The sequence below is a fragment of the Glycomyces xiaoerkulensis genome (assembly GCF_002798405.1).
Classification (GTDB): domain Bacteria; phylum Actinomycetota; class Actinomycetes; order Mycobacteriales; family Micromonosporaceae; genus Glycomyces; species Glycomyces xiaoerkulensis.
Genome location: NZ_PGGV01000014.1, coordinates 116,905 through 141,062, shown reverse-complemented (window position 1 = coordinate 141,062; position 24,158 = coordinate 116,905). Strand labels below are relative to the sequence as shown.

The window sequence follows — 24,158 nt, the reverse complement described above, 5'->3', positions numbered from 1 at the left end:
GGGGATCGGCGAGGTCACAGCAGCCCCGCCTGTCGGTGCCGGTGCGGGTCAGCCCCGGTGGGGCCCGGGGTCCGGCCGGGGCTCGTCGCGTTCGTCGTAGCGGCAGCGCTCGCCCAGCGGCGTCCCCGTGCGGTGGAGCGCGCGGCCGATCGCGTGCCCGGCCGCCGGGGCCGTCACCGCCAGGAGCCAGGCCGCCAGGGTCGCCTCGACGGCCGCGTACCAGCCGGGCTCGGACAGCCACGCGCCCGCGAGCACGAGGAACAGCGCCAGGGTGGCGGCCTTGGTGACCGCGTTGAGCCGCGAATACGCGTCCGGCAGGCGGACCAGGCCGATGGAGGCGATGGCGATGAGCAGGACGCCGAGGCCGAGGAAGACCCCCGACAGGACCGGCCACGCGTTCATCGCTCCTCCTCCCGGTCGAGCAGGCGCGCCCAGGACAGCGAGGAGAGGAAGCCGATCAGGGTCGCCACGAGCACCAGCGTCAGGAACGAGGTGCCCGGCAGCCGGACGCCGATGACCGCGGCGGTCGCCACGAACGCGAAGTAGGCCAGGTCGCCGGCCACGACCCGGTCGGCATCGGCCGGCCCGCGCACGATCCGGACGGCCGTGAACGCGAACGCGGCGGCCGCCACCGCCAAGGCGATGTCAAGCGGCTCCATCGCCGGCCTCCCGCTCCGCCGGCATGTCGCCGCGGAGGCGGACCGCCGCGAGCATCCGGTGCTCGAAACCGCGCAACTCCTCCCGGAAGGACTCGGGTTCGGGCGCGAACATGCCGTGTACGTACAGGACGGGCGGTTCGCGGCGGACCTCCAGCACCAGCATGCCCGGCGTCAACGAGATGAGATTCGCCAGCAGCGCGACCTCGAACGCGGTGCGGCAGCGCAGCGGGAAGCGGACCACCCCGGGCGTGACCCGGGTACTCGGGGTCATGATGTCCCAGGTGAGTGCGGCATTGGCGGCCAGCAGCTCCCAGGCGAAGTAGACGGCGAAGCCGGCCAGGCGCCCCGCCTGGAACAGCGCCGCGACCGTGCCTGGTCGGTTCGTCATGGACCGAGCACCGCCTCCACGTAGCCGGTCGGGTCGGCGAGGCCGCGCCCGGCGACGTCGCACAGCGCCAGCAGCCATTCGCCTCCCGGACCGAGTACCACCGTGACGGCGCCGAGAATCAGCGCCGGCGCCGCCAATCCGAATCCGACCGGTGCGACGGGTGCGCGGGCCCGCTCGGGGTCGGCGACGAAGGCCCGCTGCCAGATCTTGACCATGGCCGCGAGGGTGAGCAGGCTCGCGGCCACGGCGACGCCGGCCGCGAAGTGCCTGCCCTCGCTCATCGCGGCGCGCACCAGCGCGAATTTGGCGACGAAGCCCGAGAACGGCGGCATGCCGGCCAGGGACAGGGCCGGGACCAGGAACGCGAGCGCCACCACCGGTTCGCGCCGGGCCAGCCCGCCGAGCCCGGCGAGGCGGCCGGTCCGGTGACGGTGCTCGACCGCGCCGGCCGACAGGAACAGCGCGCCTTTGACAGCGACGTCGTTGAGCAGGTAGAAGATCCCGGCGGCGAGGCCGACCGGCGCCGAGAGCGCGGCGCCGAGGGCGATGTAGCCGTTGGTCGAGACCATGCTGAACGACAGGATCGGCCGCAGCTCGCCCGGGCCGAGGGCGGCGACCGCGCCGACGGCCATGGTCAGGGCGCACACTGCGACGGCGACCGGCCCGAAGGCCGGATCGCCGTCGAGCATGAGCGTGTAGACGCGGTAGATCGCGTAGAGGCCGACCTTGGTGTGGAGGACCGAGAACATGGCGGCGACCGCGGGCGAGGCGTACGGGTAGCTCTGGGCGAGCCAGCCGTGCATCGGGGCGAGGGCGGCCTTGACCGCCAGTGCGGTGAGCAGCACCGCGCCGGCGGCCCGGACCTCCGCGGGGACGAGCGCGGCGAGGTTGGTGGTGCCCGCGGTCCCGTAGGCGAGGGCGACGCCGCTGACGAAGAGGGTGGAGGCCAGCAGGCTCGCGGTGATGTACACGCGCGCGGCGGTCCGGCGGCGCCGGTCGTCCGACATCATTATGAGCACATAGGACGGCACGAGGGACACTTCGAGGAAGACGAAGAGATTGAACACGTCGCTGGTGGACAGCGCCCCGGCGACACCGGCGGTGAGAATGAGGACGAGTGGCGCGAACCAGCGGCGGTCGTCGTCGCCGGAGGCGGCGGCGAAGGCGGCGCACAGGAGGGTCGCCAGGGCGGTGGCGCTGAGCATGAGGGCGCTGAAGGCGTCGACGGCGAAGGTGATGGCGACCCCGCCGGGCCACCCGCCGACGGCGGTCGCGAGAACGGACCCGTCTGCGACGGCCGCCACCAGCGCGGCGTAGTAGATCGAGAGCGCCGACAGCACGCCGAACAGCACGGCGCGCCGCACGACCGGACGGCGCACGGGCATGAGCGCGGCGGCGGCCAGCAGCGGCACCGCGACCGCGAGCGGGAGGGTCGGCGCGCTCACGGGTCGTCCTCGGTGTCGTCGTCGCGGTCGGAGCGCGCCAGTGAGAGCAGGTAGACGGTGATGCCGAAGGAGATGACGATCGCGGTGAGGGCGAACGCCTGCGGCAGCGGGTCGGCGGTGTCGCCGGCCCCGGCGGTGCCCGGCAGCGGAGGGTCGCGCCGGGCCATGCCCCCGGAGGCGAGCAGGATGACGTTGGCCGCGTTGCTGAGCAGGACGAATCCGAGCGTCAGCCGCACCAGGCCGCGCTGGAGGACGAGGAAGACGCCGCCGGCGACGAGGACGGCGACCGCGACCGCGGCGCTCATCGGACCGGCTCCACGGCCCGCCGCGGACCGGGCGGGTCGGTCTCGTGGTACGCGAGGCGGTTGAGCGCGGCGGCGGTCGTACCGAGGACGATCAAATACACGCCGACGTCGAACACCACCGAGGTCGACAGCGACAGATGCGCCCCGGCGAAGTCGATCGCGGCGTGCAGCGGCGTGAGGAACGGTTCGGCCGCCGCCAGGGAGGCGAGACCCGTGCCGACGGCGACGGCGAGGCCGCCCGAGAGCAGCGGCGTCTCGACCGGAGGGAACTGCGGCCGGCCGGTGGGCGGGCGGGCCAGGCGGGCGAGGGCGAGCGCGCCGCCGGCGACGAGCCCGGCGATGAAGCCGCCGCCGGGCGCGTAGTGGCCGCGCACCAGCAGGTAGATCGAGGCGACGGCGAACACGGGGACCAGCAGGCGGCGGACTACCTCGAGGACGACGAGGCTGTCGCCGGTGCGGTGCTCCCCGCGCGGCCGGGTCCGCGGTCGGGCCTGGTCGGCGATGGCGGCGACGCCGAGTGCGGCCGCGGCGAGCACGGTGACCTCGCCGAGGGTGTCGAGGGCGCGGAAGTCGACCAGCACGGCGTTGACGGCGTTGGAGCCGCCGGTCTCGGGTTCGGTGTGCTCCAGCAGGTAGTCGGACACTTCGGACGGGCCGCGGCGGCCGGTCAGGTAGTAGACGCCCCCTCCGGCCGCGACTCCGGCGGCGACGGCGAGGGCCGCCGCTGCGGCGCCGCGGACCCGGCCGGTGCGGTGGAACCGGCGCGGCAGGGCACGCAGGACCATGACGGCGACGACGACGATCATGACCTCGAACAGGACCTGGGTGATCGCGAGATCGGGCGCGCCGGCGCGCAGGTACCACATGGCGACGGTGAGGCCGGACAGGCCGACGGCCGTGACCGCGGCCAGGCGGGAGCGCCGGGTGGTCGCGGCGGCCACGGTCACGGCCAGGACCGCGACCAGGATCCAGTCGGTGCCGCGGGTGACCGGTTCCGGCCGCTCGGGCGCGTCGACGCCGGTGAAGGCGAAGGCCGCGGCGATCGCGGCGACCGCGAGCAGCGGGACCGGCAGGTGCCGGACCGGCCTCCCGCGCTGGGTGAGCCCGGCCGTGCGCACCCCGGCGGCGGTGGCGGCGCCGTAGCAGCGGTTGAAGGCGCCGACGCCGTCGAAGGGCAGGCGGAGGCGCTGGAGGACGCGGTCGACCGGGTCGCGGGCCAGGAAGAGACCGGTGCCGACCGCGAAGGCCGCCGCAGTCATGGCCAGCGAGGGGGAGAGGCCGTGCCACAGGCTCAAGTGCACGGCGGCGGGCTCGGCGCGGGCGGCGACGGCGGCGCGCTCGATGAAGGGGCTCAGCGCGCTCGCGGTGAGGCCGAGTCCCAGGCCGGCGAGCGCCGCGACCGCGGCGGGCGCCAGGAACGCCGGGGACGGCTCGCGCAGGCGCCGCTGCTCGGTCGGACCGCCGAAGGCCCCGGAGACGATCCGGAGGCCGTAGGCGAAGGTGAGCGCGGCGGCGGCGACGCCCGCCGCCACGACGGCGGCGCCGACCCACTCGGGACCGGGCATCTGGGCGAATGCCCGGTACATCTGCTCCTTGCTGACGTAGCCGAGCAGCGGTGGGAGGCCCGCCAGCGACATGGCCGCCAGTCCGGTGACGGCGGCGGTGACCGGCATGGCCCGGCGCAGCCCGGTCAGCTCCCGGATGTCGCGGCTGCCCATCTGGTGGTCGATGACGCCCACGAGCATGAACAGGGTGGCCTTGAACAGGGCGTGGGCGAGAACGTGGACGGCGGCCGCCGCCAGCGCGGCGACGGTGCCGATTCCGGCGAGCGCCACCAGGAAGCCGAGCTGGCTGACGGTGGAGTAGGCGAGCAGGACCTTCAGGTCGTGATGCTGGAGGGCGAGCAGGGCGCCGACGATCGCGGTGGCGAGGCCGACGGTGATCAGGGTGCCGCTCCAGAGGGGATCGTCTGCGAACGCCTGTGCGCATCGCATCAGCAGGTAGACGCCGGCCTTGACCATCGCGGCGGCGTGAAGGTAGGCGCTCACCGGGGTGGCGGCGACCATGGCGTCGGGCAGCCAGAAGTGGAACGGGAGCTGGGCCGACTTGGTGGCGGCGGCGAACATGATGAGCGCGATCGCGGTCGTGGAGGCCGGGGAGCCGTCGGCCGCCGCCGGGTCGGCCAGGATGCCGCTGAGGCGGGTGGTGCCGGTGTGCACCGACAGCACGACGAGCCCGGCGAGGAGGCCGAGCCCGCCGACGGCGGTGGTGAGCAGGGCCCGGAAGGCCGCTGGCGCCGGGCCGGGGCGGGTGCCGCCGATGAGGAAGAACGAGCAGAGGGTCGTCAGCTCCCAGGCGGCGAACAGCAGCAGCACGTCGTCGGCGAGTACCAGCACCAGCATCGACAGTGCGAACAGCACCATCACCGTGTAGAACCACGCGTGCGGCCCCCGGCCGAAGTAGCGGGCGCAGTAGGCCATGACCAGCGCGCCGATGCCGAGGATCACGAGGGAGAACTGGAGCGACAGACCGTCCAGGCGCAACCGGAACGAGGCGTCGACGGAGTCCAGCCACGGCCAGGCGACCTCGATGGGGCCGCCGTCGGCGATCGCGGGGGCCTGGGCGGCGAACAGGACCGCCAGCACCAGGAAGACCGCGGCCAGCGGCCAGCCGGTGTCGCGGCCGAGGCGGCGGTGCAGCGCCGGGACCAGGGCGGCCAACGCCGCCAGCGCGAGCGGCGCGAAGGCGGGGAGCAAGGCGATCGGTCACCCCCTCCGACCGTCGTCACCTGCGGAAGCGTTTGAGCCTTCGGCGTGCGGGTACGTGGACCGCCATGAGCAGCCGCGACCGCATCGCCGAGCCGTGGGGGCCGCGTACCCCGTATGGCGCCGGGGAACCATGGCCCGTCCGGGTGGACTCGTACCTGGAGGGCGGTGCGGCCGAATCCGAGGTGGACCGATGGGTGCGGTCGGCGTCGGTCCTGCATTCGAACGGGGACGGGCTCGACATCGCCGTCAGGGACGGCCGCATCGTCGGAGTGCGCGGCCGCGCCACCGACCGGGTGAACCGCGGCCGGCTCGGCCCGAAGGACCTGTTCGGCTGGCAGGCCAACCACTCCGCCGACAGGCTCACCCGGCCGCTGATCCGGCGCGGCGGGCGGCTGGTGGAGACCGACTGGGACACCGCCATGGAGGCGGTGGCCGGTCGCACCAGGGAGCTGCTCCGGGACCGGGGTCCGAGCTCGATCGGCTTCTACACCAGCGGGCAACTGTTCCTGGAGGAGTACTACACGCTCGCGGTCCTCGGCCGCGGCGGCATCGGCACCAATCACATGGATGGCAACACCCGGCTGTGCACCGCGACCGCGGCCGCCGCGCTCAAGGAGACGTTCGCCTGCGACGGCCAACCGGGCTCCTACACCGACGTCGACCACGCCGACGTCATCGCGCTGTACGGCCACAACATGGCCGAGACCCAGTCGGTGCTGTGGAGCCGGGTCCTGGACCGCCTGGCCGGCCCCTCGCCGCCCCGCCTGGTGTGCGTCGACCCCCGGCGGACGCCGGTCGCCGCCGCCGCGGACGTGCACCTGGCCCCGCGGCCGGGCACCAACCTGATGCTGATGAACGCGCTGCTGCACGAGCTGATCGCGGCCGACCGGATCGACCGCGCCTACATCGACGAGCACACCGTCGGCTTCGGCGAGCTCGCCGAGCGGGTCGCCGACTGCGGCCCCGAGACCGCCGCCGGCGTCTGCGAGGTTCCGGCCGACCGCATCCGCGAGGCGGCCCGCCTCATCGGGGACGCCGAACGCCTGCTCTCCACGGTGCTGCAGGGCTTCTACCAGTCTCACCAGGCGACGGCCGCCGCCGTCCAGGTCAACAACGTCCACCTGATCCGCGGCATGCTCGGTGCGCCCGGCCGCGGGATCCTGCAGATGAACGGCCAGCCCACGGCCCAGAACACCCGCGAGTGCGGCGCCGACGGCGACCTGCCGGGCTTCCGCAACTGGGCCAACGGGGACCACGTGGCCGACCTGGCGCGGGTCTGGAACGTCGATCCGATGCGGATACCGCACTACAGCGCCCCCACGCACCTGATGAAGATCATGCGGTACGCCGAGGAGGGCTCGGTCCGCCTCCTGTACGTCAGCGGCACCAATCCGGCGGTGTCGCTGCCCGAGCTGGCCCGGGTCCGCGACATCCTCACCCAGGAGCGGCTGTTCCTGGTGGTGCAGGACATCTTCCCGTCCGAGACCGCCCTGCTGGCCGACGTGGTGCTGCCGGCCGCGACCTGGGGCGAGAAGACCGGCACCTTCACCAACACCGACCGAACCGTCCACCTGTCGGAGCGGGCGGTGGACCCGCCCGGCCGGGCCCGCCCGGACCTGGACATCTTCCTCGACTACGCCCGGCGCCTGGACCTGCGCGACCAGGACGGCTGGCCGCTGATCAAATGGGACGACCCCGAAGGGGCGTTCGAGGCGTGGAAGGAGTGCTCGGCCGGACGCCCGTGCGACTACACGGGCCTGTCGTACGCGCGCCTGCGCGAGCAGGGCGGCACGCAGTGGCCGTGCGACCACGAGCACCCCGACGGCACCGAACGCCTGTACACCGGCGGGCGGTTCTGGAGCCGCCCGCAGGACTGCGAGAGCTACGGCCGCGACCTGGTGACCGGGGCCCCGCTGGAGCCCGACGAGTACCGGTCGATGAACCCCGACGGCAAGGCGGTCATCAAGGCGGCCGCGTACTCCCCGCCGCACCAGGCGCCCGACGCCGAATTCCCGTTCACGCTGACGACCGGACGCACCCTCTACCACTTCCACACCCGCACCAAGACCGGCCGCGCGCCGCAACTCCAGGACGCCGCACCCGAGGTGTGGGTCGAGATGGCCGCGGCCGACGCCGACCGCGAAGGCTGGAGCGAGGGCGACCTGCTGCGGGTTACCACGCCGCGGGGACGCGTCGAGGCCCGCCTGCGGATCAGCGGCATCCGGCCCGGGGTGGTGTTCCTGCCCTTCCACTACGGCTACTGGGACGCGCCGAGCGGAGACGCCTCGGCGGGCGGACGCGAGCGCGCCGCGAACGAGCTGACGGTCACCGAGTGGGACCCGGCCTCGAAGCAACCGCTGTACAAGACCGCCGCCGCGCGACTCGAACGGGTCGCCACCGGCGGCGGCAGGCCCTCGCCGGCGCCCACCACCACCGCCTCCGAGCCGGTCGCCGGCGGGGTGCCCGGCACCCGGGGCGGCGGCGCGGCCATGGCGGACGACGACGCCACCGATGCCCGCGGAGGCGCCCGATGAAGCGCGTGGCCACGGCGATCGAGGAGCTGCACCGAGCGGAGAACGAGCTGGCCGAAGAGTTCATCGCCGTCTCCGACCGGTACCGGGCCGACCACGAGCTGTTCTACGTCGGCCGCGACCTCGCCCGCTGGTCGCAGCGGCACGCGCGCGACCTCGCCGAGACCGGCCGCGACCACGGCCTGCGCCTCGACCCCGAACCACCGGACGACGACACGATCCTGACCGCGGTCGGGCAGCGCGCCGCCGAATCGCTCGGGCGCCTCGGCGACCCCGGCATGCTGGTGCTGTGGGACCTGCGCCGACTCCACCGCGCGGCCGCCGGGGTGTCGCTGGACTGGGAGGTCATCGCCCAGGCCGCGCAGGCGCTCGGGGACCGGGACCTGCTGGCGCTGGCGGAGCGATGCCGCCCCGACACCCTCCGGCAGCTTCGATGGGCCGACGCCCAGTTGAAAGTGAACGCCCCGCAGATCATGACCGAGCGCTGACCGCCGCCCGATCCGGTCGGGACCGAGCGGCCGGAACCCTTGGCATGCTTCGGCAGCCGCGCTCCCGGCCGGGGCCGGTGCCGCGAGATTCCGTACCATCCCCTGTGAAGCCCTTCACATCCGAGAGGACGCCATGGGTCGGACCACCCCCGTCTTGAAGCTGTACAACCTCGCCCTCTCGCCCGCCCTGCGCTCCCGCGCCGACCCCGACGCCGCCTGGGACAAGGCGATCGCCGCGGCCGAGCGCACCGCGGGCCTCCGGGTCGGCGACGAGGACCGGTCCTGGATCGAGGATTTCCGCTTCTTGATCAACTGCGTCGCCGAGGTTCCCGGCCTCACCCCGATCGGCTGGATGACGACCACCATGGACGCCAAGCAGCGGCTGGTCAACCGGCTGCGGATCCGGAACCTGCACCGCCAGAACCCCGAGATCGGCGCCGAGGCGATCCGGCGCCCGATCTTCGTCGTCGGACTCCCGCGCACCGCGACCACCCTGGCCCACAACATCCTGGCCGTCTCGCCCCACCACCGCGGGCCGAAGCTGTGGGAGATGATGCACACCGACCTGCGGCGCGGCACCGAGGTCGAGCAGCGGCGCATCAAGGCCGTCCGGCGCCAGTTCAACACCACCCGCTTCGCCCCGGACTTCGACTTCATCCACCCGGTCGACGCCGAGAAGCCCGAAGAGAGCATGTTCCTGCTGCCGCAAGGGGCCTACCACCTGCTGTTCCACGCCCCGATGCCGCGCTACCGCGCCTGGTTGGACGAACGCGACCCGGTCGAGGACTACCGCTTCCTCAAGGAGGCCCTCCAGGTCCTCCAGTACGGCCGCCTCGCCGGGCGCTGGGTGCTGAAGTACCCGCTCGACCTCGCCCACATGGACACCATCCGCGAGGTCTTCCCCGACGCGACGTTCGTGTGGACCCACCGGGATCCGTCCACGGTGATGGGTTCACTGTGCTCCCTGGCCGACCTGGCCCAGAGCCTGTTCGTGCGCCGGGTCGACCGGGACGAACTCGGCGGGTTCGCCTTGGATCTGATGGCCGAGACCGTCGAACGCGGGCGCGGGTTCCGGCAACGCCACCGGGACGCGGTCATCGACGTGCCCTACCACCGGCTGGCCTCGGCCCCCGAGCGCTACGTCCCCGAACTGTACGAGCGGCTCGGCACCGCCTGGACCGACGCCGACGCCGAACACCTCGATCGCGCCGTGGGCAGACCCGTGCGCGACCGCAAGCACGAGTACTGCATCGGCGCCTACGGGCTGACCGAGGACCGGATCCAGCGGGCCTTCGGCGACTACGTCCGGATGGTCACCGCCGTCAACGGCTGACAGTGCCGCCCCGGCCCGCGGTCAGGCCTCGCGGCGGGCTCCGCGCCGGTTCGGCTCCTCGATCGGCGCGGCGTCGACGAACGTGCGGGCGCGGACGGCGTCATGTTCGTCGAGCGCCCAGAGCATGAGCCTGGCCGGCCCCTGCGGGGCCGCGACCCTGACGCCGACGGCCTCCGACAGCACGAACGGCTCGGCCTTGAACGGCGCGCTGACGTGATCGGCGCGCACCTCGGCGAGGCGGGACGGGGTGCCGCCGGGCACCCAGGCCGCGACCACACGCCCGGAGAGCAGCGCCGCCCCGTGGTGGGACACGTGCGCCTCGAGGGTGAACGGCTCGGCCGGCACCGGGATGTCGGCGCCGGCGGCGGCCGGAACCAGGTTCACCACGAGGACCGTCTCGCCGTTGACGTCGCTCGGATCCAGGCCGGCGATGTCCTTGGGCCGGCGCTCGGCGTCTACCAGGCCGGCCATCTCGTGCTCGACGTCGGCCAGTTCGGTGTAGACGTACCCGTTGAACCGGTCGTGCCGCCGGATCTCCTGGGTCTGCCAGCGCAGGTGCCAGCCGCGCTCCAGGCTGGTGAACCCGGCGCCGTACTCGCTGTTGAGGATCGGTACGCCGGTGCGCGGGAAGTCGTCCGAGCCGTAGAACGACTTGTCGACCACGAAGTCGGGGCCGAGCTTGACCGGGAAGTCCTCCCGGTCCCCGGAGGCGAGCGAGGCGAGGGTGTCGGCCCAGGTGCGCGGGTCCTCGTCGTAGTAGTGCCAGTCGACCAGGTCGCTCTTGACGTGCGCCCAGCCGGAGTTCTCGACGACGGGGCGGCTCCGGTCGAGCGCGCGCAGCGCGTCGTAGGCGGCGGCCGCGGCCCCGGCGCGCTCGGGGCTGCCGGGGATGTCCCAGTCGAGCCCCCATTCCTCGTTGTACAGACCCCAGACGACGATCGACGGGTGGTTCCGGTCGCGCTCCACCATCGGCGCGAGCTGGGCGGTGAACGCCGCCGCCGACCGCTCGGTGTAGCGGCTCGGGGCCGGCGGCTCGGCCCAGACGAGCATCCCGAGCGTGTCGGCCCGGTGCAGCCAGCGCGGGTCCTCGAGTTTGAGGTGCTTGCGCACCAGGTTGTAGCCCAGATCCCGCGCGAGTTCGAGGTCGGCCACCAGCCGGTCGTGGTCGGGCGCGGTGAGACCGGACCGGGGCCAGTAGCCCTGGTCGAGGACGCCGCGGACGTAGAGCCGCTCGCCGTTGAGGCGCAGGTGCTCGCCGTCGGTCTCGATCGAGCGGAGACCGCCGGTGACGGTGAGCCGGTCGGGTCGCGCGCCTTCGGCCGCGACGGCGACGTCGACGCGGTAGAGGTGGGGGTCGGCCGGCGACCAGGGGCGCGGGGCCTCCAGGCCGAGGCGGCCCGCGAAGCGGCCCGCGGCGTCGGCGGCCAGTTCGACCGCCTCGCCGGTTCCCCGGACCCGGAGGCGGACCGCGGCGCCGGCCGGCGCGTCCCCGGCCAGGCGGCCGGAGACGTCGAATCCGGTCAGCGACTCGCCGTCGAGGTGGATCTCGGTCACGTGGGTCCTGCCGCGCGCCTCGAGCCATACCGATTGCCAGATGCCCGAGGTCGGGGTGAAGGCCACGCCGTCGTAGTCGTCGCGGGGGATCGACCGCTGTTTGCCGTGGGCGATCTCGCGCTTGTCGGACGGGGCCGCGACTTCCACCCGGATCTCGGCGGTCGATCCGGGCGGGAGGGCGTCGGTGACGTCGAACTCGAACGAGGTGTGCCCGCCGGTGTGCTCGCCGATCGGCCTGCCGTCGACCAGGACGCGGGCGTGGTGGTGGACCGCGCCGAAGCACAGGAACGTCCGCGCACCGCCCCATTCGGGCGGTGCGGTCGCCGAGCGGCGGTAGGTCGCCCGTTCCAGCCAAGTGCGCCCCACCCCGGAGGCCGCGGTCTCCCAGGCGAAGGGGACCGTGATCGTGGCGCTCCCGTCGGCGCTCTCGAAGTCCCAGGGCCCGTCGAGCGGGATCCAGGCGTCGGACCGGTCCCGGTCGGGACGGGGGTAGTCGGGATGAGGCAGTGCGGTCACGTGAGGAACCTTTCGCATGGTGGTTCAGCCCTTCATGCTTCCGGCGAGGATGCCGTTGATGAAGTGCTTCTGGAGGAACACGAAGATGATCAGCAGCGGGATCATCGCCACCGAGACGGCGGCCAGGAGTTCACCGGTCACGGTCGCGTAGTCGGCGCCGATCCGGTTCCCGGTGATGTTCTGGGCGAGGGTCGACAGGACCACCTGGAGCGTGGCCATGCGTTCGGAGCTGGCGACCACGACCGGCCAGACGAAGTCGTTGTAGATGTTCATGACCGTGAGCACCGCGAGGCCCGCCATGGCGGGCTTGATGACCGGCAGGACGATCCGGGTGAAGATCCCGAATTCCCCGCAGCCGTCGATGCGGGCGGCGTCGAGGAGCTCGTCGGGGATCTCGGCGATGACCTGGCGCATCCAGAAGATCGCGAACGCGTCCACGGCGCCGGGCAGGATGAGCGCCTGGTAGGTGTTGACCCAGCCGAGCTCCTTCATCTCCAGCAGCAGCGGGATGATGAGCACGATGACCGGCAGCATCAGGGTGATCAGGACGGTGCCGAAGAGCAGGTTCCTGCCGGGGAACCGGTACTTCGCGAATGCGTACCCGGCGAGCGGGGCGCAGAACAGGGTGATCGAGCCCTTGGCCGCCAGGACGATCGCGGTGTTGACGAAGCCTTGCCCGATCGGCACGTCGGCGAACATCAGCTTGAAGTTGTCCCAGGTGAGGGTGCCGATGTCGAGCCCGAGCGGGTCGGAGACGATCGCGGTGGCGGGTTTGAACGCCGACACCACGGCCCAGACGACCGGCGCCAGGAACGCGACGGTGAGTACCCAGAGGAACGCCTGGGTTCCGGCGGTCCGGACGCCGGCGGTGACCCGGGGCGGGCGGGGACGGACGCGGACGCGGGTCGCTGCGGTCATCGGTCAGTCCTCCGTTCGGAGCAGCCGGACGAACAACAGGGACATGAGCATCACGACGATCACCAGGAGGAACGAGTTGGCGGCGCCGGTCCCGAGGTCGGCCCGGTTGATGTGGTCGTACAGGTACAGGCCCGCGGTCGTGGTCGAGCCGTACGGCCCGCCGTCGGTCACCACGTAGGGTTCGGCGAACATCTGGAACACCGCCAGCGTCTGCAGGACGACGACGAACAGCAGCGTGCGTTTGAGCAGCGGGACGGTGATCGACCACAGGCGGCGGAGGCGGTTCGCGCCGTCGATCTCGGCCGCGTCGTAGACGGACCGGTCGATCGCCTGCAGCCCCGAGAGCAGGATGATGACCACGAACCCGGTGGTCTTCCACAGGAACAGCAGCGCCAGCGTGGGCTTGGCCCACGCGCTGGTGGTGAGCCATCCGACGTCGGGCAGTCCGACCAGGCCCAGGAGTCCGTTGACCACGCCGTAGTCGCGGTCGAAGATCACCACCCAGATCTGCGCGACCGCGACCAGCGGCGTCACGAACGGCACGAGGAACGCCACCCGGTAGAAGCCGCGCAGGCGCAGTTTCGCGTTGTCGAGTGCGACGGCGATCAGCACGCCCAGGACCAGTTGGGCCGGGACGATGAGCAGCCACAGGACGCCGGAGTTGGCCATCGAGCCCCAGAAGGCCGGGTTGGTCAGCAGGTACGTGTAGTTGTCGATGCCGATCCAGGTCGCCGTCCCGGAGCCGCGCCAGTCGGTGAAGCTCAGCCGGAGGGTGAAGATCATCGGGTAGACGCCGAAGGCGGCGAACACGGCGATGAACGGCAGGATGAACGCGTAGGGCGCCAGCTGGCGCCGCAGCACGGCGCGGCGATGGCCGCGCTGCGGCGCCGGGTCGGCTGTGAGTGCGGTGGTCGTCAAGGGGTTTCCTCAATCGCGGTGGTGCGGCCGGCGGCTACTGGCGGTCGATCAGGTTCTCCTGGATGTCCTCGCTGGACTGGGCGAGGACCTCTTCGGGCGTCATGTCGCCGTCGAGCATCCGCTGGATGTTGACGCCGAGGTAGTCGACGGCGCCGTCCCACCACGCGGGGATGGGGGCGCCGCCCGGGATCTCCTCGCCGGCCTCGACGGCGGTCGACCACAGGTCCTGTCCGCCCATTGCCTCGATCGGCCCGAAGAGCGGGTCGTCGGGGTCGGCGGCCGGTTCGTAGGCGGGGATGGAGGTGTTGAGCCCGTCGGGGTAGATGTCGTTGGGGCCGTAGACCGCGGTGTAGCCGGCCTCGTCGTACATCAGGAATTCGTAGAACAGCCAGGCGAGGTCGGCGTTCTCGCCGTCCTTGGGCAGGACGAACGAGGAGCCGCCCATGGCGCCGCCGCGGGCGCCGCCTTCCTCCCACGCCGGCAGCGGCATGGCGCGCCAGTCGCCCCGGGTCTCGGTGAGCTGCTGCTGGGGCGCGAAGTTGAACCAGATCGCCCACGGGTAGAAGACCTGGTCGGTGGCCTCGAGCGCGCCGACGTCCGACGGTGAGAGGTATTCGGCGCGGGTGCCGAGCCCTTCGGATCGGACGGTGTCGAGCCATTCGAGGATGCGGAGGTACTCAGGGGTGTCGAGGCGCAGTTCCCCGTCGGCGTCGGCCAGGCTCGTGGCGAGCTGGCCGGCGAACATCTCGAGCTGGAGCTGGCCCAGGAACGCGCTCTGCTCCAGGTGGATGGGCCCGGAGCCGGGCTCGGCCTCCTGGTATTCGCGGGCGGCATCGAGCAGGTCGTCGTAGGTCTCGATCGAGGTGGCGTCGACGCCCGCCTCGCTCAGGGCGGCGTCGTTGTAGAACAGCAGGCCGGGGTTGAGGTCGAACGGCACGCCGTAGATCGAGCCGTCGAGGCTGTTCACGTCCACTTTCTGCGGCGCTATGTCCTCGAGGTAGGGGTCGAGGACCTCCCGCAGGTCCCACAGGTAGTCGGCGTAGCCGCCGACCTTGGCGTCGTCGAGGAAGACCCCGTCGGGCACGTCGCTGCCGGTGATGAGCGTGTTCTGCAGCTTGGCGTCGATGTCCACCGTCTGGTGGTCGACCTCGATGTCAGGGTAGACCTCGTTGAAGTCGTCGATCGCGGCGTCGAAGACGTTGTACAGGTCGCCCGAGCGGTTCCAGATGGTGATCTCTCCGGACGGGGAGTCCTCGGAGGGCGCCTGCAGGGCGTCGCCGGCGTTCTCCTCCTTGCCGTCGCCGCCGTCGATCGACGGCCCGCAGGCCGCGAGGACCAGGCCCGCCGACAGTGCCCCGGTCGCCAGTACCAGGCGGTGTCGTGGTGTGCGTCGCATGAACACTCCTTCGTGTTGAGGGGCTCGACCCCGGTCGTCGAGTGACGGCCGGGTTTTCCATCGTGTGCAAAACGTACCCCACGTTTGCACACGATGCAAGGATCCACTCGCAGGCGATATGCTACTCGCGTCGAGAGGAGATTCGATGGCAACCACGCTGCGGGACGTCGCCGAGCACGCCCAGGTCTCGGTGCGGACCGTGTCCAACGTCGTGAGCGGATACCCGCACGTGAGCGAGAAGATGCGCGCGCGGGTCGAGGCCGCGATCGAGGCCCTCGACTACCGGCCGAACCCGGTCGCGCAGCGGCTGCGCACCGGACGCACCGGCGTACTCGCCCTCGTCGTTCCCGAGATCGACCTGCCCTATTTCTCCGCGCTGGCCCGCGAGGTGATCGACGCCGCCGCGCTGATGGGCTACCGGGTCATGATCGACCAGACCGGCCACGACCACGAGCGCGAGCGCCAGCTCCTCACCGGCGGCGAGCGCACGATGCTGTTCGACGGCATTCTGTTCAGCCCGCTGGTGACCAAGTCCGAGCTACTCGAAATGGAGCGACGCTCGACCATTCCGCTGGTCCTGCTCGGCGAGTACTCCTTCGACGGCCGGTTCGACCACGTCGCCATCGACAACGAGGGCGCGGCGCACGACGCCGCCGCCCACCTGGCCTCGCTGGGGCGGAGGCGCATCGCGGCCATCGGCGCCCAGCCGGCCGAGACCTACGCGACGCCGCAGGAGCGGACGGCCGGGTACCTGCGCGCGGTGGACGAGGCCGGACTGGACCGGGACGAGTCGATGATCCGGCCCGCCGCCAGCTACCGCCGTGCCGACGGGCACGCCGCCGCCACCGAGCTGCTCCGGTCGGCCGAGCCGCCGGACGCGATCTTCTGCTTCACGGACCTGCTCGCCCTGGGCGCGATGCGCGCCGTGTTCGACGCCGGTCTGAGCGTCCCCGAGGACGTGGCGATCATCGGCATGGACGACCTCGAGGAGGGCCGCTACGCCCGCCCGAGTCTGACCACGGTCTCGCTCGACACTCCCGACCTGGCGCGGCAGGCCGTAGAGCGGCTCCACGCGCGGATCACGGACCCGGAATCTCCCGCGGCCGAGGTGACCGTGCCCCACCGGGTGATCCCCCGCGAAAGCACCGGCGGCCACTGAGGGCTTGCAACGTATGCAAATCTCGGGCATCCTGAGTTTGCCATCGTGTGCAAGTGCACACCCCTCTTTGCGTCGAAGGAGCCGCAATGAACCGAACCAGACCAGCGAGGCTCGCCCTCGCGCTGCTCACAGCGCTGGGCCTGCTCATAGGCACCGGCGCGGCCCTCACCGCGCCGGCCGCCGCGGCCGGTCCCGGCGAAGTCCTCTACTCACCCGGAGCCTCCGGAACCGCCGGCTACCCCCGCGCGATCCGACTCGACCACGACGGATCGCCCGACCCGACCATGCTCGCCACGTTCGCCCGGAGCGGCCACGGCCAGCCGGGCGACCTCCCCGTCTACCGCAGCACCGACGGCGGCCAGTCGTGGGCCCACCTCTCGACGGTCACCTCGAACACGCCCGGCTGGGATCTCGAGGCCCCGACCCTCTTCGAGGTCCCCAGGTCGATCCCGGGCCTGAACCAGGGCGACCTGCTCGCCTCGGGCACCGCCTGGGACGTCGGCGACTACACCGCCCAGAAGGTCGAGGTGTTCAAGAGCACCGACGGCGGACTGACCTGGCAGTACCTGTCGAACTGCACCGAGACCTCCGGCATGCCGGACACGTGGGGCCACGGCATCTGGGAGCCGGTCTTCCGAGTCGGCGATGACGATTCGCTCGCCTGCTTCATCTCCGACGAGCGCCCCGAGAACAGCCCCACGAACAACCAGATCATCGGCCACTACACGTCGGCCGACGGCGGACAGACCTGGAACTCCCAGATCACGCACGACGTCGCCTTCCCCGGCGACCCGTACGCCCGCCCGGGGATGCAGACCTTCGCCGACCTGCCCGACGGGTCGGTGGTCATGGCCTACGAGCGGTGCCGCGACGCGACCGATCCCGATCACGCCTGCGAGGTCTGGGTGAAGAAGAGCCCGGACGGGATCGACTGGTCTCCGGCCGATGATCCGGGCACATTGGTGACCACCGCCGACGACCGCGAACTGCTCCACACTCCGTACGTGTCGTGGGTTCCGGGCGGCGGTCCGAACGGCACCGTGCTCATCTCCGGCCAGCGGGTCGTCTCCGGACCCACCGGCGACAAGACCGTGCTCTCGGAGTCGGGGACCGTCCTGTTCGCTAACACGAACCTCGGCGACGGGCCGTGGACCGAGCACGCCGCGCCCGTGACCGTCGACCCCACCGGCGGCTACAACTCCGGCGAACCGTCCTGCCCGGGCTATTCCACCCCCGCGATCCCGCGCGAGGGCGGCGGCTACCTCTACCTAGCCGCGACCTGGCTCGGCGACGGCAACCGGTGCGAGGTCCGGTTCGGCATCGGGCAGGCGCCCGGACCGACCGGCCAGGTGCCCGGCCCGGGCGGCAAGTGCCTCGACGTGGACACGAACACCGCCGACCGGGGGAACGCCGTGCAACTGTGGACCTGCGGGGACGCCACCGGCCAGCGCTGGGAGCTCGCTCCCGATGGGACGGTCCGGGCGTTCGGCAAGTGCCTCGACATCGACGGCAACGGCACGGCCAATTTCACCCCGGTGATCCTCTGGGACTGCAACGGCGTCGGAGGCCAGCAATGGGAGGTCCAATCCGACGGCTCGCTCCGCAACCCGCAGTCGGGCCGCTGCCTGGACGCCCCGGAGGGGCGAACCGACGACGGCACGCAACTGCAGATCTACGACTGCAACGGCCTGTGGACCCAACAGTGGACCTGGCCGTCCTGACCCGGTGAGCGACCGGCGGTCCCGTGCAGCCTCCGCTGTGCGGGACCGCCACCCGGATAGCTACAGCGCGGCCCTCCGAGTCGGGACGTGGTGTGGTGGCGCCTGAGCCTGGGGAGTTCGGTATTGGTGGTGGGTGTGTGGGCGGGGTGTCGCGCCGGGATGGCCCCGGTGTGCTGGGGCGGCGACGTAGGCGGGGTCGGCCGGTCGGGGTGGTCGTTCGGGGCCGGGTGGCGCGGTGCCGGTGAGGGATCCTCGTGTCCGGTTGTGTCGCAGGGTGTCCGGTGGCGAACGTGAGTGTTTTCTCCCCCTTTCGGGTGATGCCGAACGGGTGCTGCGCTGGAACCATGGATATATAGCACGAACAAGCCGAAACCGGTGGTTTGTTCGAACCGAGCGGCGCAGCGGGGGTGCGAGGGTATGGCCGGTGGCGACGACCGGGAGCGGTCCGAGCGGGCCCATGCGACCCGGGCCCGCCTGACCGAGGCCGCGGCCGCGGTCAACGCCTTCCACGCCCGGGCCCTGGCGGCGGTGATCGACGCCCAGACCGGGCGCCTCCACCGCGAGGCCGACGGGTTCTCCGGGCTGCGGGACTGGTTGCAGGCGAAGTTCGACTTCCATGCCCGGGTCGCGGCCGACCTGGCCGCGGTCGCCCGCTGCGCCAAGAAGTTCCCCGCCTTGGCCGAGGCGGCGGTCTCGGGGGCGGCGCGGATCGATCCGGTGGCGGCCACCGTCCGCCGCCTGGAACGCACCCGGGCCCTCCGGGTGTACGCCAAGACCCCCTACCGGACCCCCGAACCGTCCCCGTTCGACCCCGAGGCCCACTGCGCCACCCCCGAGGAGCTGATCGGGCAGTACTGCCGCCACGCCCCCGAACGGCTCACCGCCCACCTGGAGGAGCTGGAGGCGGCCCTCGACGACGGTGAGGCGCTCCTGGACGGGCTGGCCGAGCAGTCCCTCCAGCGCCTCGATCTGGTCGAGCTCGAGGGCGGCATGTGGGCCGTCTCGGGGATGCTCGCCTCCGAGACCGGGGCGATGTTCGCCAAGCTGCTGACCACGGCCGCGCCCCCGCCCCGCCAGGACCAGGCCGACGAGGACGGGCTGCTGCCGGCGGCGGCCAACGACCGCGCCGAGGCCCTCCACCACATGCTGGCCGTCTACGGCACCGACCCGGCCGCCGCGACCCGGCACGGGCACACCACCCTGCTGCACCTGACCGCCGACCTCGACACCCTCCGCGGGGTCGACACGGGGCGGGTGCCGACCCTGGAGGGCCGCCCGGTCAGTCTCGAGTCGGCCCGCCGGGCCGCCTGCCAAGCGATCGTGGTGCCCAGCGTGTTCGACTACGGCACCGGCGAGTCGCTCGAGCAGGGCCGCCCGGTCCGGGTGCCGGGTGCGGCCCTGCGCCGCAAGCTCGAGCTCGAGCAGCCGGGCGGGTGCGCCTGGCACGGGTGTACGCGGCCGGTGCACTGGTGCGAGGCCCACCACATCGTCCACTTCGTCGACGGCGGCCCCACCGAAGCGTCGAATCTGATCCTCCTGTGCCGATTCCATCATGGACGGGTCCACACGCCTGGATGGTCGGTGGCCAAGACCGGCCCCGGGCAGGCCCTGATCGTCCACCACGACCCGGCCTGCACGGCCGGGGACGTCACCGCCTGCGGCTGCGCCGACCACCGGACCGACACTGATCTGGAGGCCGGCTTCGCGCACGATGTGCAGAACCTCTTCCCCACCGGGCTGTATCCCCAGGAGTGGTCCGAGCGGTACCGGGAGGAGCTGGACGGGTGGGCCGAGCAGATCAGTCTCGAGGCCGACCTGGCCGCGGCCCGAGCCGCCCGCCGGCGGGCCCGCGCCCGCTACCGGAGCGAGACCGGCCCCCAGGCCACCGGCGGACCCGAACCGACCCCGCCCGCACCCACCGAGCCGGAGCCGACCGGTTCGGCCCCACCGGAGACCGCGCCACCAGCCATCACACCACCACCGGCCGCCGCCGTCACCGTCGCGGCACCGCCGCCGGATATCAAGGGCGAGTTGCACTCAAAGCACGATCCGATCCCGTTCTTAGCCGGCCCGCCGCGGGCGACCGCGGCGGGGAGGAGCGAACCGATACAGGCGAGCCCGAACCGGAAGCGGCCGGTCGGGCACCTCCCCATGCCCACCCGCACCCACTACCTCCTCAGTCGCAACCGCCCCCGTTCACCGCCACAGCCCGGCCACCACGGCCACACGCCCACCCGATCGGGACCCGGCCACGAACACCCGCCCCACCGGCCTCCCACCTCTTCATCGCCGCCATAGCGCACCGCGACCGGCCACCAGACTCCGCACCCGCCCACCCACGCGCAGCCATTGCCGGGCCCACCAGGCGGACCCGGTCAGACCGTTTCGATCGCCTCGGCGACCGCCTCGACCGCCAGGGCACGGACGACGTCGGACGACGCCTCCACATCACCGGTCGCGGCGGGAGTCCGCTGAGTGCCCGACCGGGGCCGACACCGGGGACCCGGCCGCAGGAGCGGTCCCTGAGATCGCTTCAGCTGTCTCCCGGAACCGAGGGTGGGTCGGCCGTGCTGCCCTCTTGCATATAGGCCGGGCACGTGGCCTCGTCTGCGTCAGGCAACGAATCCTCGAAGTGCGAGCGTCGATCCTCGATGTCGTCGCCGCGGACAACCCCGGGGGCCTCGTCGTTGCGTTCGTACACCAGCAGCAGTAGGTGCTCTCCAGGCGTGAGCGGGTCGATCTCATCGGCCACGACGGGATCGAGAAATTCGAGTTCGACGATTCCGGACGCCTCGGCGGGCGCGATGGCATCCTGCACGTCGAAGGTCACGACGATCCGGTCCGGGGTATCGGACTGCTCCACCGCGACGATTTCGCCTTCGGCGATGAGGTCGGAGCATGCGATCACCTCGGCGGTGGACAGGGCATCGCTCGCCTCATCGTTGCCATTGTCGTCCAGGTCGGTAGCGATGAGGCCGAAGATCAGCAAGCCGAGCGCCAGTGTGGCCGCGGCACCGGCCAGTGTCGGGCCGATCCTGAGGCGTCGACCACTGCCAGTGCGGTTGCTCGGTGCTGGCGAAGCATTGGAGCGGCTGGCTTCGTCGCCGATCGTCGTCGGTGCTCGGCGAAGCCGTTCCTCGTTCGGTTCGGTCGGCTGTGCCATCGTCAGATCACCTTCTCATCGTCCATACGGGTGCGAAGCGCGGACGGTGCCGAGTGCAAGCGGCTCTCGACGCTGTCTCTCCCACCTCTTCATCGCCGCCGTAGCGCACCGCGATCGGCCACGGTCCCCGCACCCGCCAACGCACGCGCAGCCATTGCCGGGCTCACCAGGCGTCTCGGTCGCACTCTCAGCGGCAGCGGATCGACACCGGGGTTACTGTTCGGCGCCGTCGAAGTCGGACCGGCTCTGCCGGATGTCGTCGGCGTTGTCGCGGATCCAATCGAACATGGCCGCCAGCGGTTCGCAGACGCCCCGGCCGAGATCGGTCAGGCCATAGGTCACCTTCGGCGGGATGGTCGGCTCCACCCGGCGCCAGACCAGGCCGTCGCGGACCAGGTGGCGCAGGGTCTGGGACAGCATCTTCTCGCTGATGCCCTGGATGCGCTCGCGCAGCTCGAAGAACCGCAGATCGTCCTCCCGCAACCCGATCAGGACCCACACGCCCCAGCGGCTGGTGACGTGGTCGAGCACTTGCCTGGCCGGGCAGTTGGAGTGAAACACCTCACGACCGTCCGGCGGTCCCCATGCGGCGACCTGATTTCCTTCCGCCATGCCCTGAGCTTACTTCGGGGTACGTACTTCTCGAACGTGTAAGTCCGGTTCCTAGCTTTGGTTCCGCAGCCGAAGCGAAAGGAACCGATCATGATCGTCGTTACCGGCTCCACCGGCAACGTGGGCCGACCGCTCGTCGAGAAACTCACCGCCGCAGGCGAATCCGTCGTCTCCGTCGCCCGCGGTGCCGAGGGCCGCGCCGGTGCGGAGCATCGGCCGGCCGACCTCACCCGGGCCGAGACCCTCAAGCCCGCCTTCGCCGGCGGGAAGGAACTGTTCCTGCTCACCGGTGATCCCGGGCTCGACCTCGCGCCGGTCCTGGAGGAGGCGGCGTCGGCAGGGATCGGCCGGGTGGTGCTGCTGTCCTCGATCCGGGTCGCCACTCGGCCCGAGGAAGGGCTCGGCGGCTTCGAGGACGCCGTCAGAGAGTCGGGTCTGGAGTGGACCATACTGCGGCCCGGCGGCTTCTTCTCCAACGCGCTGCTGTGGGCCGAATCCGTCCGCGCCGAGCGGTCGATCGCGGCCCCGTTCGGCGATGTCGGTCTGCCCCATATCGATCCGGCGGACGTCGCTGAGGTCGCCGCGCGGGCGCTCCTGGAGCCCGCCTACGAGGGCGGGACCTACGACCTGACGGGCCCGGCGCTGGTCACCCCGCGCGAGCAGGCGCGGGCGGTGGCCGAAGCGCTGGGCGAACCGGTCGATTTCGTCGAGCTGACCCGGGAACAGGCCCTGACCGAGTTCTCGAAGGTCTGGTCCGTGCTGGTCGTCGAAGGCGCGCTGAAGGCGCTGGGCGAGCCCAACGAGGCTGAACTTCGCATCAGCGCCGAGGTCGAGCGGATCACCGGCCGACCGGCTCGGAGCTTCGCAGACTGGGCCCGGCGAAACGCCGGGGCCTTCCGGTGAGGCCCGATCGGCGGGACCGAGGCCGACTGGAATACTGAGCCGGATTCGAGGTGCGCGCATGGCGCGTACCGGGACCGTTGGGCGCGATCGGTGGTGAACAGACCACTGACGTGTGCAACGGTTCGCAATCCACATCTGTCCGACAGTTCCCTTGGATCTGTCATAATGCGGCGATGCCCGGCGTATAGTCGGCATTCGGCCGCGGTCGAGTCGCGGCGACCACCGTTGCGGTGTCGGCCCTCAACCGGTTTCGATTCGTTATGTGAGTGGAGCGCTCCCTCTCCATGTGATCGATAAAATATGTCGTGTAGTGAACGCTAACATGTCGACAGTGGACATGACCCCTCGCCATCGATCACTCCCGAAAGGCGGCAGAACAGTGGTGAAGCGACCCCTGGCGACCATCGCGACCGCCCTACTCGTACTGTCATCGGCCGCTTGCGGACTCCGCGGCGGAAACGACCACGATTTCGGCGGCACCGACGACCGCCCCGTAGTGGGATTCGTCCAAGTGGGATCCGAATCCGCCTGGCGCAAGGCCAACTCCGACTCGATCCAGGTCGCGGCGGTCGACGACGACCGTATCGCCTACCTCCAGTTCGCCAACGCCGAGCAGGATCAGCAGCGCCAGATCGAAGCGATCCGCGAACTCATCGAGGACGAGGTCGACGTCATCGTCCTGGCGCCGGTGGTCGAGTCCGGATGGACCGAAGTGCTCACCGAGGCCGACCGCGCCGGCATCCCCGTGATCCTCGCCGACCGCGCCATCGACGAAGCGGACGAGCACCTGTACGAGACCCGCCTGGGCTCCGATTTCGTCGAGGAGGGCCGCAAGGCCGCCCGGTGGACGGTCGAGACCTTCGCCGGTGAGAACGCCGGCCTGGTCGAAATCGGCGGCACACCCGGCTCGGCGGCCGCCGAAGGCCGCAACGTCGGATACTTCGAAGTGCTTGAGGACGAAGACCTGGACTACGAACTGGTCGACTCCGAGTTCTCCGACTTCACCGTCGAAGGCGGCAAGGAGGTCATGGAGGGTTTCATCGACGAACACGGCCTTGACCGGATCGACCTGCTGTTCGCCCACAACGACGAGATGGGCATCGGCGCCGCCGACGCCATCGAGGCCGCCGGCTACGATCCGGGCGACGACGTCCAGATCATCATCGTCGACGGGTCCCGGGCCGGGTTCGAGGCGGGCGTGGCCGGCCGGCTCAACTACATCGTCGAATGCAACCCCTCGTTCGGCCCGCAACTGATGGACCTCGTCGTGGACGTCCTGGACGGCAAGGATGTCGACAAGTTCACCCCGGTAGAGGAGGGCGCCTTCGGCCCCGAGGACTTCGAGGACGAAGTCAACCACCGCGACTTCTGAGCCGGGCCG

20 protein-coding genes are annotated in these 24,158 nt (G+C 71.6%); 8 read left to right on the top strand and 12 right to left on the bottom strand.

The features are described 5' to 3' along the window. Positions 1 to 48: 48 nt before the first annotated feature. The 6 genes from mnhG to mbhE are packed head-to-tail and all read right to left on the bottom strand — an operon-like array spanning position 49 to position 5,553. Positions 49 to 402, bottom strand: a complete 354-nt coding sequence (gene mnhG, locus CUT39_RS04725) for a monovalent cation/H(+) antiporter subunit G (protein ID WP_100444815.1) — start codon at positions 400 to 402, stop codon at positions 49 to 51. After that, positions 399 to 659: a monovalent cation/H+ antiporter complex subunit F gene (locus tag CUT39_RS04720; RefSeq protein ID WP_100444814.1), complete on the bottom strand. Its 261-nt coding sequence runs from the start codon at positions 657 to 659 to the stop codon at positions 399 to 401. Before CUT39_RS04720 ends, mnhG begins: the two co-directional genes overlap by 4 nt. Further along, a complete protein-coding gene (locus CUT39_RS04715) occupies positions 646 to 1,047 on the bottom strand; it encodes a Na+/H+ antiporter subunit E (protein WP_198586884.1) in 402 nt (133 codons plus the stop codon). Before CUT39_RS04715 ends, CUT39_RS04720 begins: the two co-directional genes overlap by 14 nt. Continuing rightward, positions 1,044 to 2,492, bottom strand: a complete 1,449-nt coding sequence (locus CUT39_RS04710) for a proton-conducting transporter transmembrane domain-containing protein (RefSeq protein WP_100444812.1) — start codon at positions 2,490 to 2,492, stop codon at positions 1,044 to 1,046. Before CUT39_RS04710 ends, CUT39_RS04715 begins: the two co-directional genes overlap by 4 nt. Further along, on the bottom strand, positions 2,489 to 2,797 hold the full coding sequence (locus CUT39_RS04705; protein WP_100444811.1) for a sodium:proton antiporter: 309 nt from the start codon (positions 2,795 to 2,797) through the stop codon (positions 2,489 to 2,491). Before CUT39_RS04705 ends, CUT39_RS04710 begins: the two co-directional genes overlap by 4 nt. Continuing rightward, positions 2,794 to 5,553, bottom strand: coding sequence for a hydrogen gas-evolving membrane-bound hydrogenase subunit E (gene mbhE / locus CUT39_RS04700; RefSeq protein ID WP_100444810.1), 2,760 nt, complete (start codon positions 5,551 to 5,553; stop codon positions 2,794 to 2,796). Before mbhE ends, CUT39_RS04705 begins: the two co-directional genes overlap by 4 nt. Positions 5,554 to 5,630: 77 nt before the next feature. Between mbhE and CUT39_RS04695 the strand changes: the two genes are divergently transcribed. The 3 genes from CUT39_RS04695 to CUT39_RS04685 all read left to right on the top strand — a co-directional run bounded on the left by CUT39_RS04695 (position 5,631) and on the right by CUT39_RS04685 (position 9,917). Then, on the top strand, positions 5,631 to 8,099 hold the full coding sequence (locus CUT39_RS04695) for a molybdopterin oxidoreductase family protein (protein WP_100444809.1): 2,469 nt from the start codon (positions 5,631 to 5,633) through the stop codon (positions 8,097 to 8,099). Then, the gene (locus tag CUT39_RS04690) at positions 8,096 to 8,584 is read left to right on the top strand and encodes a hypothetical protein (protein ID WP_100444808.1); all 489 of its coding nucleotides are present in this window, start codon (positions 8,096 to 8,098) and stop codon (positions 8,582 to 8,584) included. The genes CUT39_RS04695 and CUT39_RS04690 overlap by 4 nt, the downstream gene beginning before the upstream one ends. Before the next feature lie 154 nt (positions 8,585 to 8,738). Next, the gene (locus CUT39_RS04685; protein WP_157930481.1) at positions 8,739 to 9,917 is read left to right on the top strand and encodes a sulfotransferase family protein; all 1,179 of its coding nucleotides are present in this window, start codon (positions 8,739 to 8,741) and stop codon (positions 9,915 to 9,917) included. A gap of 21 nt (positions 9,918 to 9,938) precedes the next feature. Here CUT39_RS04685 and CUT39_RS04680 read toward each other — a convergent pair whose 3' ends face one another. From CUT39_RS04680 to CUT39_RS04665, 4 genes are read right to left on the bottom strand one after another with little or no spacing between them, the layout of a single operon-like run. Next, a complete protein-coding gene (locus tag CUT39_RS04680; protein WP_232805586.1) occupies positions 9,939 to 11,987 on the bottom strand; it encodes a glycoside hydrolase family 2 protein in 2,049 nt (682 codons plus the stop codon). 24 nt (positions 11,988 to 12,011) lie between these two features. After that, on the bottom strand, positions 12,012 to 12,905 hold the full coding sequence (locus CUT39_RS04675) for a carbohydrate ABC transporter permease (protein WP_100444805.1): 894 nt from the start codon (positions 12,903 to 12,905) through the stop codon (positions 12,012 to 12,014). Between the two features lie 3 nt (positions 12,906 to 12,908). After that, positions 12,909 to 13,823 carry a carbohydrate ABC transporter permease gene (locus CUT39_RS04670; protein WP_232805584.1) on the bottom strand — a complete coding sequence of 305 codons (915 nt, stop codon included), beginning with the start codon at positions 13,821 to 13,823 and terminating at the stop codon, positions 12,909 to 12,911. Between the two features lie 34 nt (positions 13,824 to 13,857). After that, on the bottom strand, positions 13,858 to 15,219 hold the full coding sequence (locus CUT39_RS04665; RefSeq protein ID WP_100444804.1) for an ABC transporter substrate-binding protein: 1,362 nt from the start codon (positions 15,217 to 15,219) through the stop codon (positions 13,858 to 13,860). Between the two features lie 145 nt (positions 15,220 to 15,364). On the opposite strand from CUT39_RS04665, the gene CUT39_RS04660 reads away from it, so the two are divergent. From CUT39_RS04660 to CUT39_RS04650, 3 genes are all read left to right on the top strand, one after another. Next, positions 15,365 to 16,378: a LacI family DNA-binding transcriptional regulator gene (locus tag CUT39_RS04660; RefSeq protein ID WP_100444803.1), complete on the top strand. Its 1,014-nt coding sequence runs from the start codon at positions 15,365 to 15,367 to the stop codon at positions 16,376 to 16,378. A gap of 86 nt (positions 16,379 to 16,464) precedes the next feature. Then, positions 16,465 to 18,099: a sialidase family protein gene (locus CUT39_RS04655; RefSeq protein WP_100444802.1), complete on the top strand. Its 1,635-nt coding sequence runs from the start codon at positions 16,465 to 16,467 to the stop codon at positions 18,097 to 18,099. Between the two features lie 417 nt (positions 18,100 to 18,516). Continuing rightward, entirely contained in the window at positions 18,517 to 20,397 is a 1,881-nt protein-coding gene (locus CUT39_RS04650) for an HNH endonuclease signature motif containing protein (RefSeq protein ID WP_100444801.1), read from the top strand. 235 nt (positions 20,398 to 20,632) lie between these two features. On the opposite strand, the gene CUT39_RS04645 is transcribed toward CUT39_RS04650, so the two are convergent. Next, positions 20,633 to 21,262, bottom strand: a complete 630-nt coding sequence (locus CUT39_RS04645; protein WP_157930480.1) for a hypothetical protein — start codon at positions 21,260 to 21,262, stop codon at positions 20,633 to 20,635. Between the two features lie 213 nt (positions 21,263 to 21,475). Further along, positions 21,476 to 21,874 carry a winged helix-turn-helix transcriptional regulator gene (locus CUT39_RS04640; protein ID WP_100444799.1) on the bottom strand — a complete coding sequence of 133 codons (399 nt, stop codon included), beginning with the start codon at positions 21,872 to 21,874 and terminating at the stop codon, positions 21,476 to 21,478. 90 nt (positions 21,875 to 21,964) lie between these two features. Here CUT39_RS04640 and CUT39_RS04635 point away from each other — a divergent pair, with 90 nt between their 5' ends. Then, positions 21,965 to 22,777, top strand: coding sequence for an SDR family oxidoreductase (locus CUT39_RS04635; RefSeq protein ID WP_100444798.1), 813 nt, complete (start codon positions 21,965 to 21,967; stop codon positions 22,775 to 22,777). A gap of 379 nt (positions 22,778 to 23,156) precedes the next feature. Then, positions 23,157 to 24,149 (top strand): ABC transporter substrate-binding protein, encoded by a 993-nt coding sequence (locus CUT39_RS04630; protein WP_198586883.1) that lies wholly within the window; start codon positions 23,157 to 23,159, stop codon positions 24,147 to 24,149. Positions 24,150 to 24,158: the final 9 nt, after the last annotated feature.